10 protein-coding genes are annotated in these 17,041 nt (G+C 55.8%); 5 read left to right on the top strand and 5 right to left on the bottom strand.

The annotated features are described in order from the left end of the window. Window positions 1-128: 128 nt before the first annotated feature. Window positions 129-2,726 carry a bifunctional aconitate hydratase 2/2-methylisocitrate dehydratase gene (acnB, locus tag ACMGGX_RS13475; protein WP_126796864.1) on the bottom strand — a complete coding sequence of 866 codons (2,598 nt, stop codon included), beginning with the start codon at window positions 2,724-2,726 and terminating at the stop codon, window positions 129-131. A gap of 399 nt (window positions 2,727-3,125) precedes the next feature. Here acnB and ACMGGX_RS13470 point away from each other — a divergent pair, with 399 nt between their 5' ends. Further along, complete coding sequence (locus tag ACMGGX_RS13470) at window positions 3,126-4,682, top strand: DUF3300 domain-containing protein (protein WP_348562032.1); 1,557 nt, start codon at window positions 3,126-3,128, stop codon at window positions 4,680-4,682. Between the two features lie 10 nt (window positions 4,683-4,692). Then, a complete protein-coding gene (locus tag ACMGGX_RS13465; RefSeq protein WP_348562051.1) occupies window positions 4,693-5,484 on the top strand; it encodes a DUF2950 family protein in 792 nt (263 codons plus the stop codon). Between the two features lie 54 nt (window positions 5,485-5,538). On the opposite strand, the gene lpdA is transcribed toward ACMGGX_RS13465, so the two are convergent. The 4 genes from lpdA to pdhR form a co-directional block, all read right to left on the bottom strand. Further along, window positions 5,539-6,963 carry a dihydrolipoyl dehydrogenase gene (lpdA, locus tag ACMGGX_RS13460; RefSeq protein WP_003856313.1) on the bottom strand — a complete coding sequence of 475 codons (1,425 nt, stop codon included), beginning with the start codon at window positions 6,961-6,963 and terminating at the stop codon, window positions 5,539-5,541. 175 nt (window positions 6,964-7,138) lie between these two features. Next, entirely contained in the window at window positions 7,139-9,037 is a 1,899-nt protein-coding gene (gene aceF / locus ACMGGX_RS13455) for a pyruvate dehydrogenase complex dihydrolipoyllysine-residue acetyltransferase (RefSeq protein WP_348562031.1), read from the bottom strand. Window positions 9,038-9,051: 14 nt separating this feature from the next. Then, window positions 9,052-11,715 (bottom strand): pyruvate dehydrogenase (acetyl-transferring), homodimeric type, encoded by a 2,664-nt coding sequence (aceE, locus tag ACMGGX_RS13450; RefSeq protein ID WP_023310418.1) that lies wholly within the window; start codon window positions 11,713-11,715, stop codon window positions 9,052-9,054. 123 nt (window positions 11,716-11,838) lie between these two features. Next, entirely contained in the window at window positions 11,839-12,603 is a 765-nt protein-coding gene (gene pdhR, locus ACMGGX_RS13445) for a pyruvate dehydrogenase complex transcriptional repressor PdhR (RefSeq protein WP_008501960.1), read from the bottom strand. 537 nt (window positions 12,604-13,140) lie between these two features. Between pdhR and aroP the strand changes: the two genes are divergently transcribed. From aroP to ACMGGX_RS13430, 3 genes are all read left to right on the top strand, one after another. Then, window positions 13,141-14,511, top strand: a complete 1,371-nt coding sequence (gene aroP / locus ACMGGX_RS13440) for an aromatic amino acid transporter AroP (RefSeq protein WP_181594401.1) — start codon at window positions 13,141-13,143, stop codon at window positions 14,509-14,511. Between the two features lie 164 nt (window positions 14,512-14,675). Beyond that, window positions 14,676-16,073, top strand: a complete 1,398-nt coding sequence (locus ACMGGX_RS13435; protein WP_047742805.1) for a glycoside-pentoside-hexuronide (GPH):cation symporter — start codon at window positions 14,676-14,678, stop codon at window positions 16,071-16,073. Window positions 16,074-16,083: 10 nt separating this feature from the next. Next, window positions 16,084-17,034, top strand: coding sequence for a family 43 glycosylhydrolase (locus tag ACMGGX_RS13430; RefSeq protein ID WP_181594399.1), 951 nt, complete (start codon window positions 16,084-16,086; stop codon window positions 17,032-17,034). The last annotated feature ends 7 nt before the right edge of the window (window positions 17,035-17,041 follow it).

The raw sequence follows: 17,041 nt of genomic DNA, 5'->3' as shown, positions 1-17,041 counted from the left end.
GAGAGGTGGGAGGAATGAAAATAAAAAGGTGAGAGCAAGACCCTGCGGCCTGATGCCCTCACCCCGTCCCTCTCCCGTGGGAGAGGGTGCAAACACTAAAAACCGTCTCGTAGAGACGGTTTTGCTGTTTATACCGCCGTCTGGAAGATAACCCCGTCGGCCTTCTCGGTGTACTGAGAAAGCTGGTCGAAGTTCAGATAGCGATAGGTATCCACCGCGGTCTTATCCACCTGAGCCACAAAGGTCTGGTACTCTTCCGGCGTTGGCAGTTTGCCAATCAGCGCCGCAACCGCCGCCAGCTCCGCAGAGGCCAGGAAGACGTTCGCTCCGGTACCTAAACGGTTCGGGAAGTTACGGGTAGAGGTGGAAACCACCGTCGCACCGTCAGCTACGCGCGCCTGGTTGCCCATACACAGGGAACAGCCAGGGATTTCGATACGCGCACCGCTCTTACCAAACACGCTGTAGTAGCCCTCTTCGGTCAGCTGAGCCGCGTCCATACGGGTTGGCGGCGCCACCCACAGACGGGTTGGCAGCTGGCCTTTGTGGGTATCCAGCAGCTTACCGGCAGCACGGAAGTGACCGATGTTGGTCATACAGGATCCGATGAACACTTCGTCGATCTTCTCGCCCTGAACCTCAGACAGCGGACGCGCGTCGTCCGGATCGTTCGGTGCACACAGGATTGGCTCTTTGATATCCGCCAGATCGATGTCGATCACCGCCGCGTACTCTGCGTCAGCATCGGCTTCCAGCAGCTGCGGATCGGCCAGCCATTTTTCCATGCCCTGGATACGACGCTCCAGCGTACGACGGTCGCCGTAGCCTTCTGCAATCATCCACTTCAGCAGCACGATGTTAGAGTTCAGATACTCAATAATCGGCTCTTTGTTCAGCTTGATGGTACAGCCCGCCGCAGAACGCTCGGCGGAAGCATCGGTCAGCTCGAACGCCTGCTCCACTTTCAGATCCGGCAGACCTTCAATTTCCAGAATGCGGCCAGAGAAGATGTTTTTCTTCCCTTTCTTCTCAACGGTCAGCAGGCCCTGTTTAATCGCATACAGCGGGATCGCGTGAACCAGGTCGCGCAGGGTGATACCCGGCTGCATTTTACCTTTGAAGCGCACCAGCACCGATTCCGGCATATCCAGCGGCATCACGCCAGTCGCAGCAGCAAACGCCACCAGACCGGAGCCCGCCGGGAAGGAGATACCGATTGGGAAACGGGTATGGGAGTCACCGCCGGTACCCACGGTATCCGGCAGCAGCATGCGGTTCAGCCAGGAGTGGATTACGCCGTCACCCGGACGCAGGGAAACGCCGCCGCGGTTCATGATGAAGTCTGGCAGCGTGTGGTGCGTGGTCACGTCAACCGGCTTCGGATAGGCCGCCGTGTGGCAGAAGGACTGCATCACCAGATCAGAAGAGAAGCCCAGGCACGCCAGGTCTTTCAGTTCGTCACGGGTCATTGGGCCAGTGGTGTCCTGAGAGCCCACGGAGGTCATCTTAGGCTCGCAGTACGCGCCAGGACGAATACCGGCTACGCCGCACGCGCGGCCCACCATTTTCTGCGCCAGCGAGTAGCCGCGGTCGCTTTCCGCCACGTCTTTCGCCTGACGGAACACGTCTGAGTGCGGCAGACCCAGCGCTTCGCGCGCTTTGGTGGTCAGGCCACGGCCGATGATCAGCGGGATACGGCCACCGGCGCGCACTTCGTCGATCAGCACGTCGGTTTTCAGCTCGAAGCTTGCCAGCAGCTCGTTGGTTTCGTGGTTGCGCACTTCGCCTTTGTACGGGTAAACGTCAATCACGTCGCCCATGTTCAGGTTAGAAACGTCCACTTCGATCGGCAGTGCGCCCGCATCTTCCATGGTGTTGAAGAAGATTGGCGCAATTTTGCCGCCGAGGCACAGGCCGCCGCCGCGCTTGTTCGGCACGTGCGGAATGTCGTCGCCCATGAACCACAGCACGGAGTTGGTTGCGGACTTACGGGAAGAACCGGTACCTACAACGTCACCCACATAGGCCAGCGGGAACCCTTTTTTCTGCAGGGCTTCGATCTGTTTGATCGGCCCGACGCTGCCCGGCTGATCCGGCTCAATACCTTCACGGGCGTTTTTCAGCATCGCCAGGGCATGCAGAGGGATATCCGGGCGAGACCACGCGTCCGGTGCCGGAGAGAGGTCATCGGTGTTGGTTTCACCGGTCACTTTAAAGACGGTAACGGTGATTTTTTCAGCCAGCGCTGGGCGGTTCAGGAACCATTCGGCATCAGCCCAGGACTGCATCACCTGCTTCGCATAGACGTTGCCTGCTTTGGCTTTTTCTTCTACGTCGTAGAAGTTATCGAACATCAGCAGCGTGGAAGAGAGCGCTTTAGCGGCAATCGGTGCCAGCTTGTCGTTATCCAGCGCGTCAATCAGCGGGTGAATGTTGTAACCACCCTGCATGGTGCCGAGCAGTTCAATGGCTTTTTCAGGAGTAACCAGTGGGGAGGTGGCTTCGCCTTTGGCGATAGCAGCAAGGAATCCGGCTTTTACGTAGGCAGCTTCATCTACGCCAGGCGGTACGCGGTTGATCAGCAGATCTAACAGGAATTCTTCTTCGCCCTTAGGCGGGTTCTTCAGCAGCTCGACGAGCGCGGCCATTTGGGTTGCATCTAAAGGTTTGGGTACAATTCCCTCGGCGGCACGTTCTGCTACGTGCTTACGGTATTCTTCTAGCACGACGGTTCTCCTCGCTCTCATTGTCATATGCGGCGGGCGTTCTCTTCACGCTCCTGTGAGACAGCAGTTTGTAGGGTAAATGCCCGATACCGCGTCGGGCAGCATAGCAGGATTTCTGCACAGTGTTAATCCGTTTACAAAAAAGCAACATTAAAAAATTTGCTGAATCGTTAAGCATGGTGTAGCGGGGATTCAGGGCATCTTTTTGCGGTATCTTCGGCACCGTGACGCTTCAGTTTTTTCTTCATCAGATATAATTGTGTAATAAATACTCACACTCTTTATCCGGACGTCCCGGACGCTTCCCAATAAAAGTCAAAACAGTAAAAGACGGGTGAATAATACTCACGCCAACCGTAACGCCTCACGGCACAGCGCTTGTCTCGTTGGAGTCATTTTATGAAGTTGCCCTTTAAGCCACATCTGCTCGTCCTTGTGTGCAGTGCCGGGCTGTTTGCCGCCTCGGGCGTCATGTTTGTCAAAGGCCGCGCCACGGAGCCCGCTGCGCCGGCTCCCGTCGCACAACAACCGGCGACACCTGCGCCTGCCGCAGCCCAGCTCGCCCCTGCTGTCGCGCCAGCCTACACTGCCGCGCAAATCGATCAATGGGTTGCTCCCATCGCGCTCTATCCGGATGCCCTGCTGTCGCAAATTTTAATGGCGTCGACCTATCCCGCCAACGTGATCCAGGCCGCGCAGTGGTCCAAAGACAACCCTAAAATGGAAGGGGACGCCGCGATTCAGGCCGTTGCCAGCCAGCCCTGGGATCCCAGCGTAAAATCGCTGGTCGCGTTTCCTCAGCTTATGTCCCTGATGGGTGAAAACCCGCCGTGGGTACAAAATCTGGGTGATGCGTTTCTCGCGCAGCCGAAGGACGTGATGGATTCCGTTCAGCGCCTGCGCGCGCTGGCACAGAAGGCCGGCGCTTTACAATCCACGCCCCAGCAGACGGTCACCACCGTGACAAAACCGGCGCCAGCGAAAACCAGCACCACCGAGGCGACGACAACCACGACGTCCGCGCCCGCCCCAACGGTAATCAAAATTGAATCTGCCGACCCGCAGGTTGTTTACGTCCCCACCTATAACCCCAATACGGTTTACGGGACCTGGCCCAACGCCGCCTATCCGCCCACCTATCTGCCGCCTACGCCCGGGGAGCAGTTTAGCAACAGCTTCGTAAACGGTTTAGGCTTCAGCCTGGGCGTCGCCACAACCTATGCCATCTTCAGCAGCATCGACTGGGATGATGACGATGACTGGGATCATCACCATGGCGACTGGGATAATCACGGCGGCTATAACCGCAACGGTGATAACAATATCAATATCAACGTTGAGAACTTCAATAAAATCAGCGGACAGCGCCTGACGGATGCCAACCGCACCTGGCAGCACAACCCGGCCTATCGGGAAGGCGTGCCCTATCCGACTAACCAGCTCAACACTCGCTTCCACTCCACTAACGCGGCGACAGGGCTCAGCTCAACGCAGCAAAAACCGGTTAATCGCGATAGCCAGCGTCAGGCCGCGCTGAGCCAGATGGAGAAATCCACGGGCAAAACCTTCCCCCAGACGGCGCGAACCGGAACGAAAGAGGTGCAGCGTCAGGCCTCAGGCGAACAGCTGAAGCAGATTTCGCAGCGCAATAACTACCGCGGCTACGACACCAAACCGCAGACAGCGAAGCGGAGCACCGCGCAGCAGCGAGAAAATCGCCAGACCACCGCGCAGAGACAAGAGAAGCGGGTTTCGCAGCCCGCGCAGCAGCGCACTCTCCAGCAGCGAAACAGCCAGCCGCGGGCCAATGCGCTGAGCGGTAACGACAGCCGCTCGGCGAACTGGCAGGCGCAGCAGCAGCGCGGTGCGCAAAGCCGACAGCTCGCTGCGCGCCAGCAGCAGCCACGTCAGGCGTCTGGTGGACGTGCTGAACGCCGTGAAATTCGACATCGCTAAGGGAACCGACATGAAACGTAAACTACTCAGCGGAATGGTGTTATTCATGCTTTCGGCCTCGGTGATGGCGCAGCAGTCCTTTAGCACACCCGCTCAGGCAACCGATGCGCTGACCAAAGCCATCAGTGAGCAAAATGAGAGCGCGATGACCAACCTGCTCGGAGAGAACTGGCGCGATTTTCTGCCCCCTGAGGGCGTTGATCCGGATGCTGTCGATCGCTTCCTGCGCGACTGGAACGTCCGTCATACCACGGTTGTCGAGGGAGATACGGCGCATCTGGTTGTCGGAGACAGCGGCTGGCAGCTTCCCATCCCGGTGATCAAAACCTCTGCAGGCTGGCAGTTCGACATCAAAGAAGGGGCTGAAGAGATCCTCACCCGCGAAATCGGGCGTAACGAGCTCGCCGCCATTGAAGCCTTGCATGCCTATGTTGATGCGCAGCAAAGCTATTTTGCGATGAACCAGAAATACGCGCAGAAGATTGTCAGCTCGAAGAGCAAAAAAGACGGTTTGTACTGGCCAGCCTCGCCCGGCGAAGCGCCCAGCCCGCTCGGCCCGGCATTTAGCCCGAAAGAGCCGGGTACCGGCTATCACGGCTATCGCTTCCGCATCCTGCCGGACAATCACGGTTTCGCGATGGTGGCCTGGCCGGTCAGCTACGGTCAGACGGGCGTCATGAGCTTTGTGATAAATCAGGACGACAAGGTGTATCAGTCCGATCTCGGCAGCGATTCAGAGCAGAAAGCCCGGGCGCTAGCCGCCTATAGCCCTGATAAAACCTGGCAGCCTGTGGCCCCCTAAACGCAGCGCATAAAAAAAAGCGGCCATTGGCCGCTTTTTTTCATCTGAAGAAACTTATTTCTTCTTCGCTTTCGCGTTTGGCAGGTCGGTGATGCTGCCTTCAAACACTTCTGCCGCCAGGCCCACGGACTCGTGCAGAGTCGGGTGAGCGTGGATGGTCAGCGCGATGTCTTCAGCGTCACAGCCCATTTCGATAGCCAGACCGATTTCACCCAGCAGCTCGCCGCCGTTGGTACCGACAATCGCGCCACCGATGACGCGGTGAGTCTCTTTGTCGAAGATCAGTTTGGTCATACCGTCAGCGCAGTCGGAAGCGATAGCACGGCCAGAAGCAGCCCACGGGAAGGTGGCGGTTTCGTAGCTGATGCCTTTCTCTTTCGCTTCTTTCTCAGTCAGACCGACCCATGCCACTTCTGGCTCAGTGTACGCAATAGATGGAATGACTTTCGGATCGAAGTAGTGCTTCATGCCGGCGATAACTTCAGCGGCAACGTGACCTTCGTGAACACCTTTGTGCGCCAGCATTGGCTGACCGACGATATCGCCGATAGCAAAGATGTGCGGCACGTTAGTGCGCAGCTGCTTGTCAACGCGGATAAAGCCACGGTCGTCCACTTCCACGCCAGCTTTGCCCGCGTCGAGGTTTTTACCGTTCGGCACACGGCCGATAGCCACCAGCACGGCGTCGTAACGCTGCGGTTCGGATGGGGCTTTTTTGCCTTCCATGGAAACGTAAATACCGTCTTCTTTCGCTTCAACGGCAGTCACTTTGGTTTCCAGCATCAGATTGAATTTCTTGCTGATGCGTTTGGTGAAGACTTTAACGATGTCTTTGTCGGCAGCCGGGATAACCTGGTCGAACATTTCAACCACGTCGATCTCTGAACCCAGCGCATGGTACACGGTACCCATTTCCAGACCGATGATACCGCCGCCCATGACCAGCAGACGCTTAGGAACGGTTTTCAGCTCCAGCGCATCGGTGGAATCCCACACGCGCGGATCTTCATGCGGAATGAATGGCAGTTCGATTGGGCGAGAGCCTGCCGCGATGATCGCGTTGTCGAAGTTGATCACGGTTTTGCCGTTTTCGCCTTCCACTTCCAGGGTGTTCGCACCGGTGAATTTACCCAGACCGTTTACCACTTTCACTTTACGGCCTTTGGCCATACCCGCCAGACCGCCGGTCAGCTGAGTGATAACTTTCTCTTTCCAGGTACGAATTTTGTCGATATCGGTTTTCGGCTCGCCGAAGACGATACCGTGTTCAGCCAGCGCTTTGGCTTCTTCGATAACTTTCGCTACGTGCAGCAGCGCTTTAGAAGGGATACAGCCGACGTTCAGACAAACACCGCCGAGGGTGCTGTAACGTTCTACGATGACGGTTTCCAGACCTAAATCCGCTGCACGGAATGCTGCGGAGTAACCTGCCGGGCCTGCCCCAAGTACTACGACCTGAGTTTTGATTTCTGTGCTCATCATGACCTCTTAATTTATACCCGTCGTCCACCGGGTCGTTCTATCCGCCCGCAGTTTACAAAATTGTTAACAATTTTGAAACAACAAACGGCTCACGAATTGTCGCTTTCGCCAATAACCTCACAAACACCATGAGATTATCAGAAAAAAGCCGGCCGACTGGCCGGCTTTTCGATTACATCACCAGGCGGCGAATGTCGCTCAGCATGTTGTTGATGATGGTGATGAAGCGCGCACCATCAGCACCGTCGATCACGCGGTGGTCGAAGGACAGAGAGATTGGCATCATCAGACGCGGCACGAACTCTTTGCCGTTCCACACCGGCTCCATCGCGGACTTGGACACACCGAGGATAGCCACTTCCGGCGCGTTAACAATCGGTGCGAAGTGGGTGGTACCCAGGCCGCCGATGCTGGAGATAGTGAAGCAGCCGCCCTGCATTTCGCCGGCAGTCAGCTTACCATCACGCGCTTTCTTGGAGATCACGGTCAGTTCACGGGACAGCTCAGTGATGCTCTTCTTGTTCACGTCTTTGAAGACCGGAACAACCAGACCATTTGGCGTATCAACCGCAACACCGATGTTGATGTATTTCTTCAGCGTCAGCTTCTGGCCGTCTTCGGACAGGGAGCTGTTGAAGCGTGGCATCTGCTCAAGAGCAGCGGCAACGGCTTTCATGATGAAGACCACTGGGGTGAATTTCACGTCCAGTTTGCGCTTCTCAGCTTCAGCGTTCTGCTGTTTACGGAACGCTTCCAGATCGGTGATATCGGTTTTGTCGAAGTGCGTAACGTGCGGGATCATCACCCAGTTACGGCTCAGGTTAGCACCAGAGATTTTCTGGATGCGGCCCAGCTCCACTTCTTCGATTTCGCCGAACTTGCTGAAGTCCACTTTCGGCCATGGCAGCATGCCCGGGATACCGCCGCCAGCGGCTGCAGCAGGTGCAGCTTCGGCGCGTTTCACCGCGTCTTTCACGTAGGTCTGAACGTCTTCGCGCAGGATACGACCCTTACGGCCGGTTCCTTTCACTTTCGCCAGGTTCACACCGAACTCGCGCGCCAGGCGACGAATCAGCGGGGTAGCGTGGACGTAAGCGTCGTTTTCAGCGAACTCAGATTTTTCTGCTTTAGCAGCAGGGGCAGCGGCTGGTTTAGCAGCCTGAGCCGGTGCAGCAGCCGGTGCTGGAGCAGCCGCGGCTGCCGGAGCTGCGGCAGGCGCAGCGCCTTCCACTTCGAAGACCATGATCAGAGAGCCGGTAGACACTTTGTCGCCGGTGCTGATTTTGATCTCTTTAACGGTACCCGCGAACGGCGCAGGCACTTCCATAGAAGCTTTGTCGCCTTCTACGGTGATCAGTGACTGTTCAGCGGCAACTTTGTCGCCCACTTTCACCATCACTTCGGTCACTTCAACTTCGTCACCGCCGATGTCCGGTACGTTAACGTCTTTCGCGCCGCCAGCAGCTGCTGGTGCAGCAGCCGGAGCCGGAGCAGCGGCCTGCGCAGGCGCTGCAGCGCCTTCTGAACCCGCCACTTCGAAGATCATGATAAGCGACCCGGTAGACACTTTATCGCCGGTATTGATCTTGATCTCTTTAACGGTACCCGCGAACGGAGCCGGCACTTCCATAGAGGCTTTGTCGCCTTCTACGGTGATCAGTGACTGCTCAGCCGCAACGGTGTCGCCCACTTTCACCAGGATTTCAGTGACTTCAACTTCGTCACCGCCGATGTCAGGCACGTTCACTTCTTTTGCTGCTGCGGCAGCTGCTGGAGCAGCGGCGGCCGGAGCGGCTTCTTTCTTCTCTTCCTGCGCAGGTGCAGCAGCTGCTGCACCGTCGGCGGAATCGAAAATCATGATCAGTTTGCCAGTCTCGGTTTTATCGCCAACAGAGACTTTGATCTCTTTAACGATGCCAGCCTGAGGAGACGGGACTTCCATAGAGGCTTTATCGCCTTCTACGGTGATCAGCGACTGTTCAGCTTCAACCTTGTCGCCTACTTTGACCAGGATCTCGGTGATTTCAACTTCATCAGCCCCGATGTCCGGTACATTGATTTCGATAGCCATTATTCTTTTACCTCTTACGCCAGACGCGGGTTAACTTTTTCTGCATCGATGTTGAATTTGGTGATTGCGTCCGCAACCACTTTCTTATCGATTTCGCCACGTTTAGCCAGTTCGCCCAGTGCTGCTACAACCACGTAAGAAGCATCAACTTCGAAGTGGTGACGCAGGTTTTCGCGGCTGTCAGAACGACCGAAGCCGTCAGTACCCAGTACGCGATAATCATCAGCTGGAACGTAAGTACGAACCTGCTCTGCGAACAGTTTCATATAGTCAGTAGACGCCACCGCTGGCGCGTCGTTCATCACCTGAGCGATGTACGGAACACGTGGAGTTTCCAGTGGGTGCAGCATGTTCCAGCGCTCACAATCCTGGCCATCACGCGCCAGTTCAGTGAAGGAGGTCACAGAGTACACGTCGGAACCCACGCCGTAGTCTTTCGCCAGGATCTGCGCTGCTTCACGTACGTGACGCAGGATAGAACCGGAGCCCAGCAGCTGAACTTTACCTTTGCTACCTTCGATGGTTTCGAGTTTGTAGATACCTTTACGGATACCTTCCTCGGCACCTGCTGGCATTGCCGGCATGTGGTAGTTTTCGTTCAGGGTGGTGATGTAGTAGTAAATGTTCTCTTGCGCTTCACCGTACATGCGCTGCAGACCGTCATGCATGATGACTGCCACTTCGTACGCGTAAGACGGATCGTAAGAGATACAGTTAGGGATAGTCAGAGACTGAATGTGGCTGTGGCCATCTTCGTGCTGCAGACCTTCACCGTTCAGAGTCGTACGACCGGAGGTACCGCCTACCAGGAAGCCGCGAGCCTGCTGGTCGCCTGCCTGCCAGCACAGGTCACCGATACGCTGGAACCCGAACATGGAGTAGTAGATGTAGAACGGGATCATCGGCAGGTTGTTGGTGCTGTAAGAGGTCGCAGCAGCCAGCCAGGATGCGCCTGCGCCCAGCTCGTTGATACCTTCCTGCAGGATCTGACCTTTCTCGTCTTCTTTGTAGTATGCAACCTGCTCACGGTCCTGCGGAGTGTACTGCTGGCCGTTCGGGCTGTAGATACCGATCTGACGGAACAGACCTTCCATACCGAAAGTACGCGCTTCGTCGGCGATGATTGGAACCAGACGATCTTTGATCGACTTGTTCTTCAGCATCACGTTCAGGGCACGAACGAAAGCGATAGTGGTGGAGATCTCTTTGTTCTGCTCTTCCAGCAGCTGAGAGAAGTCTTCCAGCGCTGGCAGTTCCAGCTTCTCGGTGAAGTTAGGCTGACGAGCTGGCAGGTAGCCTTTCAGCGCCTGACGACGTTCGTGCAGGTACTTGTGCTCTTCAGAACCTTCCGGGAAGGTGATGTAAGACAGGTTTTCTACCTGCTCATCGGTCACTGGAACGTTGAAACGGTCGCGGATATAACGCACGCCGTCCATATTCATTTTCTTAACCTGGTGAGCGATGTTTTTACCTTCTGCGGTATCACCCATGCCGTAACCTTTGATGGTATGGGCCAGGATTACAGTCGCTTTACCTTTGGTTTCACGCGCTTTTTTCAGTGCAGCGTAGACTTTCTTCGGATCGTGACCACCGCGGTTCAGAGCCCAGATCTGCTCATCAGTCCAGTCTGCAACCAGTGCTGCGGTTTCAGGATATTTGCCGAAGAAGTGCTCACGAACGTAGGCACCGTCTTTGGATTTGAAGGTCTGGTAGTCACCGTCAACGGTTTCGTTCATCAGCTGGATCAGTTTACCGCTGGTGTCTTTACGCAGCAGCTCATCCCAACGACCGCCCCACATGACTTTGATCACGTTCCAGCCAGCACCAGCGAAGATGCCTTCCAGTTCGTTGATGATCTTGCCGTTACCGGTTACCGGACCATCCAGACGCTGCAGGTTACAGTTGATGATGAAGCACAGGTTGTCCAGCTTCTCACGGGTTGCGATGGTGATCGCACCTTTGGATTCTGGCTCATCCATTTCGCCGTCGCCCAGGAAGGCGTAAACGGTCTGCTCAGAGGTGTCTTTCAGACCACGGTGTTCCAGGTATTTCAGGAATTTAGCCTGATAGATCGCACCGATTGGGCCCAGACCCATAGATACGGTCGGGAACTGCCAGAATTCAGGCATCAGTTTAGGGTGCGGGTAAGAAGACAGACCTTTACCGTGTACTTCCTGACGGAAGTTGTTCATCTGCTCTTCAGTCAGACGACCTTCCAGGAATGCACGTGCATAGATGCCCGGAGAGATGTGGCCCTGGAAGTACACCAGATCGCCGCCGTCTTTCTCGTTCGCTGCACGGAAGAAGTGGTTGAAGCACACTTCGTAAACGGTCGCAGAAGACTGGAAGGACGCCATGTGGCCACCCAGTTCCAGGTCTTTCTTGGATGCGCGCAGAACGGTCATGATGGCGTTCCAGCGGATTGCAGAACGGATACGACGTTCCAGATCCAGATTGCCCGGGTATTCCGGTTCGTCTTCGACGGCAATCGTGTTTACGTAGTTGCTAGCCCCTGCACCTGAAGCAACCTTCACGCCGCCTTTGCGGGCTTCAGAAAGCAGCTGATCAATCAGATACTGAGCGCGCTCAACACCTTCTTCACGGATGACCGATTCGATCGCCTGTAGCCAGTCGCGAGTTTCGATCGGATCCACGTCATTTTGGAGACGTTCTGACATGGGGGTATTCCTTATCTATCTAATACGTTGATTTGTCTGGAACCTGTCCCATTGTATTTTCGCCAGAAAACACAATAAGACAGGTTCTGCGTTTAGTTGCCGCGCTCTAAAAGTACCTGGCGCTTAATCCTTTCGTTGCTGTATGCGGCGTAATGAACGTTCGCGACGCGATTGTTCACGGCTGCGGTCCAGCAAGATTTCCTCAATGAAAGCCAGATGGCGGTGCGACGCTTCGCGCGCCTGCTCCGGTTCCCCGGCCATTATCGCCTCGAATACTCGGGTGCGATGGTTGCTTACCAGTGGGAGCATGTCCCGACGGGCATACAACAATTCAAAATTCTGACGAACGTTCTGGGCCAGCATGGGCTCCATGCAGCGTAGCAGATGGAGGAGCACCACGTTGTGGGCCGCTTCGGTGACGGCAATTTGATACTGGACGACGGCGCTGGACTCGGCGTCTAAATCGCCGGACTGCTGTGCCCGTTCAATGGCCTGATGCAGTTCGCGGATACGTACGCGATCTTCATCAGTGCTGCGAAGGGCGGCGTAATAGGCCGCAATACCTTCAAGCGCGTGACGGGTCTCAAGCAGATCAAACTGGGATTCTGGGTGGTCAGAGAGAAGTTCTACCAGCGGATCGCTGAAGCTCTGCCACAGGCTGTTTTGCACAAAGGTTCCGCCGCCCTGGCGACGAAGCAGCAAGCCCTTTGCTTCGAGACGTTGAATCGCCTCACGCAGAGAGGGACGTGAAACGTCGAACTGTTTTGCCAGCTCGCGTTCTGGCGGAAGTTTCTCACCCGGGCGCAGAGTCCCTTCGAGGATTAAAAACTCCAGCTGCTGCTCAATCACATCAGATAGTTTTGGTTGGCGAATTTTGCTGTAGGCCATATTCCCTGTCTTACGCCTTTTTGCCCGGAGTCAATTGGTCTTACCAATTTCTATTTCGTATCGCTAAAGTAACAAAGTATTCACCTTCTGTCCATATTGGTTTTGATTGAAATCAGTAAACCCTGCACATTTTAACAACCTTACAGAAATAACGTTTCAGAAATGTAACTTTGCACAAATGAGTTGATTACTCCCAAAGAGGGAGTTTTAACCATAATGAAACGAGGGTTTTTGCAATCTGAAGCGATTCAACAAGGCAAATAATGAAAATTCGCCCACTTACGGAGCATTTCTATTCTATAGGTTGGGTTAGGAAGAATAAGCGGGCCGATTTACAAATGCTTTCTTTTTATTCAAGTCGTCATCACCCCTTCATAAAGCAGGTGCATTCGCAGGCACTTACCACTATTCTTGCGCTTACGGAAGTCATGTCCGCTTTTTTCGGTCTCGTTAGCCGTAAAGAAATAAATACAGAATATGGATTTTCATAATTACACACGCACAGCGTGAACATAACAACCACACACGAGGTTTCAAATGGAAGCTCAACAGCACGGCGATCAGCTAAAGCGCGGGCTTAAAAACCGCCATATACAGCTCATCGCACTGGGCGGTGCGATTGGTACCGGCCTGTTTCTGGGCAGCGCATCCGTTATCCAGTCGGCCGGTCCCGGCATTATTTTGGGTTACGCGATTGCCGGCTTTATTGCCTTTCTGATTATGCGCCAGCTGGGTGAAATGGTCGTTGAAGAGCCGGTCGCAGGCTCCTTCAGCCACTTTGCTTATAAATACTGGGGCAGCTTTGCCGGTTTCGCCTCGGGCTGGAACTACTGGGTGCTGTACGTTCTGGTTGCCATGGCCGAGCTTACCGCCGTCGGGAAATACATTCAGTTCTGGTATCCCGAGATCCCAACCTGGGCTTCCGCAGCCGCTTTCTTCGTCATTATTAACGCCATTAACCTGACCAACGTAAAAGTGTTCGGTGAGATGGAGTTCTGGTTTGCCATCATTAAGGTTATTGCCGTGGTGGCGATGATTATCTTTGGCGGCTGGCTGCTGTTCAGCGGCAACGGCGGCCCGCAGGCAACCGTGCGCAACCTCTGGGAACAGGGCGGATTCCTGCCTCACGGCATGACCGGTCTGGTGATGATGATGGCCATTATCATGTTCTCCTTCGGCGGTCTGGAGCTGGTGGGCATCACCGCCGCTGAAGCCGACAACCCGGAGCAGAGCATTCCAAAAGCCACTAACCAGGTTATCTACCGTATCCTGATCTTCTATGTGGGCTCGCTGGCCGTGCTGCTCTCCCTGCTGCCGTGGACGCGCGTGACCGCTGACACCAGCCCGTTTGTATTGATCTTCCACGAGCTGGGCGACACCTTTGTCGCCAACGCCCTGAACATCGTGGTACTGACCGCAGCGCTCTCCGTTTACAACAGCTGCGTGTACTGCAACAGCCGCATGCTGTTCGGCCTGGCCCAGCAGGGCAACGCGCCAAAAGCGCTGCTCAACGTCGATAAACGCGGCGTGCCGGTAAACACGATTCTGGTTTCGGCGGTTGTGACCGCGCTGTGCGTGCTCATTAACTACATGGCTCCGGAATCGGCGTTTGGCCTGCTGATGGCGCTGGTGGTCTCTGCCCTGGTCATCAACTGGGCGATGATCAGCCTGGCGCACATGAAGTTCCGCCGCGCCAAGGAGCAGCAGGGCGTCACCACCCGCTTCCCTGCCCTGCTTTACCCGCTGGGCAACTGGGTGTGCCTGCTGTTCATGGCGGCCGTGCTGGTGATCATGCTGATCACCCCGGGTATGGCGATTTCCGTCTACCTGATCCCGGTCTGGATTGCGATCCTTGGCGTAGGCTATCTCTTCAGTCAGAAAAGCCGTAATGCTATGAAAGCACACTAAGCCTCTCTCCGCGGCGCCTGCTTTTGCGGGTGCCGCGCGTTGTTACCTCCCTCACACTTTCACGCCCACAGCGCATTTATCCATATCACCGCCCTGATACTGCAACGCATATATTCCTTTGCCAGCGAATAATTCTCTCCATACCGTAAACCGGAGAGCTGTCGATGGATAACAACACACTGTCAGTAAAAGAAAAGATCGGCTATGGGATGGGCGACGCGGGATGCAATATCATCTTCGGCGCCATCATGCTGTTTGTTAACTATTTTTATACGGATATTTTTGGCCTCGCCCCTGCGCTGGTCGGCGTGCTGCTGCTTTCCGTGCGCGTGATTGACGCCGTAACGGACCCGATCATGGGCGCGATTGCTGACCGTACCCGCAGCAAATATGGCCGGTTTCGTCCATGGCTGCTGTGGATCGCCTTCCCCTACGCGCTGTTCAGCATTCTGATGTTCACCACGCCGGAGTGGAGCTATAACAGCAAAGTTATCTATGCGTTTGTCACCTACTTCCTGCTCTCTTTGACCTATACGGCCATCAACATTCCCTACTGCTCGCTGGGCGGGGTGATCACCAACGATCCAAAAGAGCGCGTGGCCTGCCAATCGTATCGCTTCGTGCTGGTCGGCATCGCCACGCTGCTGCTCTCATTAACGCTGCTGCCGATGGCAGACTGGTTTGGCGGGGATAACAAAGCCAAAGGTTACCAGATGGCGATGACCGTCCTGGCGCTGATTGGAACCTGCATGTTCCTGTTCTGCTTCGCCACCGTGCGCGAGCGCGTGCGTCCGGCGGTACAGACCAACGACGAGCTGAAAAACGATCTCAAAGACGTGTGGAAGAACGACCAGTGGGTACGCATTCTGCTCCTGACCCTGTGCAACGTCTGCCCGGGCTTTATCCGCATGGCGGCCACCATGTATTACGTCACCTGGGTGATGGGCCAGAGCACCCACTTCGCCACGCTGTTTATCAGCCTGGGCGTAGTCGGCATGATGCTCGGCAGCGTGCTGGCAAAAGTGCTGACCGACCGCTGGTGTAAGCTGAAGGTCTTCTTCTGGACCAATATTGTGCTGGCGATTTTCTCAACCGCCTTTTATTTCTTCGACCCGAAAGCCACCGTCACCATCGTGGTGCTCTACTTCCTGCTGAACATCCTGCACCAGATCCCGTCTCCGCTGCACTGGTCGCTGATGGCCGACGTGGACGACTACGGCGAGTGGAAGACCGGTAAGCGCATCACGGGGATCAGCTTCTCCGGCAACATCTTCTTCCTGAAGCTGGGGCTGGCGATTGCCGGGGCGATGGTCGGCTTCCTGCTCTCCTGGTACGGCTATGACGCGGGCGCAAAAGCGCAGAGCGCGAACGCCATTAATGGGATCGTGCTGCTCTTTACCGTCATTCCCGGCATTGGATACTTGATTACCGCGGGCGTGGTGCGCCTGCTGAAAGTGGACCGCGAAACCATGAAGCAGATCCAGTCCGATCTGGAAAAGCGTCGCAATAACTACCGCGAGCTGAACGATTATCAGGAACTCAAAGTCGCTGAGACAAAATAAGGAAAGCCGAATGCAAACCTGGCCAAACCCGTTTATTGAACAACGCGCCGATCCGTACATTTTACGCCACCAGGGGCAGTACTATTTTATCGCCTCCGTGCCGGAGTACGACAGGCTGGCGATCCGCCGCGCAGAGTCTCTGGAAGGCTTACGTAATGCTGAAGAAGTGGTGGTCTGGCGCAAGCCCGACACCGGCCCGATGAGCCAGCTGATCTGGGCGCCGGAACTGCATCACATTGACGGGAAGTGGTACATCTATTTTGCTGCGACGCACACCCAGGCGCTCGACGCGCTCGGAATGTTCCAGCACCGTATGTTCGCCATTGAATGTGCCGACGGCGATCCGCTCGCCGGCACGTGGGTGGAGAAAGGGCAAATCAAAACGCCTTTCGATACCTTCGCTCTGGACGCCACCACCTTTGTTCATCAGGGGAAACGCTGGTATCTGTGGGCGCAAAAAGCGCCGGACATCACCGGCAACTCCAATCTTTATCTCTGTGAAATGGAGAACCCGTGGACGCTGAAAGGCGAGCCGGTGATGCTCAGCCAGCCGGAGTATGACTGGGAGCGTCGCGGGTTTTGGGTCAACGAAGGCCCGGCGGTGCTGGTTCACAGCGATCGGCTGTTTATCAGCTATTCCGCCAGCGCCACCGACGAGAACTACTGCATGGGTCTACTGTGGATAGACCTGAATGCCGATCCGCAAAACCCGGCAAACTGGCACAAATCCCCGCGTCCGGTGTTCGTTACCAGCTATGAAAATCGCCAGTACGGCCCGGGCCACAACAGCTTTACGCAAACGCCGGAAGGGGAAGATGTGCTGGTGTATCACGCGCGGAATTACACCGAAATTGAGGGCGACCCGCTGTACGATCCGAACCGCCATACCCGCCTGAAGCTCGTCCGCTGGAATGAAAACGGGATGCCTGATTTCGGCATCCCGCCCGCGGATACGCTTTAGCCTTTGC

The sequence above is a fragment of the Enterobacter sp. BNK-29 genome (assembly GCF_048684785.1).
In the GTDB taxonomy this organism is placed as follows: Bacteria; Pseudomonadota; Gammaproteobacteria; order Enterobacterales; family Enterobacteriaceae; genus Enterobacter; species Enterobacter cloacae_M.
The sequence above is the reverse complement of the archived record's forward strand: the minus strand, read 5'-3'. Positions and strand labels throughout refer to the sequence as shown.

Excerpts from the sequence above, each read along its gene's own strand:
- ACMGGX_RS13470 (WP_348562032.1), top strand. The coding sequence starts at position 3,126 with ATGAAGTTGCCCTTTAAGCCACATCTGCTCGTCCTTGTGTGCAGTGCC.
- ACMGGX_RS13465 (WP_348562051.1), top strand. The coding sequence starts at position 4,693 with ATGAAACGTAAACTACTCAGCGGAATGGTGTTATTCATGCTTTCGGCC.
- lpdA (WP_003856313.1), bottom strand. The coding sequence starts at position 6,963 with ATGAGCACAGAAATCAAAACTCAGGTCGTAGTACTTGGGGCAGGCCCG.
- aceF (WP_348562031.1), bottom strand. The coding sequence starts at position 9,037 with ATGGCTATCGAAATCAATGTACCGGACATCGGGGCTGATGAAGTTGAA.
- aceE (WP_023310418.1), bottom strand. The coding sequence starts at position 11,715 with ATGTCAGAACGTCTCCAAAATGACGTGGATCCGATCGAAACTCGCGAC.
- pdhR (WP_008501960.1), bottom strand. The coding sequence starts at position 12,603 with ATGGCCTACAGCAAAATTCGCCAACCAAAACTATCTGATGTGATTGAG.
- aroP (WP_181594401.1), top strand. The coding sequence starts at position 13,141 with ATGGAAGCTCAACAGCACGGCGATCAGCTAAAGCGCGGGCTTAAAAAC.
- ACMGGX_RS13435 (WP_047742805.1), top strand. The coding sequence starts at position 14,676 with ATGGATAACAACACACTGTCAGTAAAAGAAAAGATCGGCTATGGGATG.
- ACMGGX_RS13430 (WP_181594399.1), top strand. The coding sequence starts at position 16,084 with ATGCAAACCTGGCCAAACCCGTTTATTGAACAACGCGCCGATCCGTAC.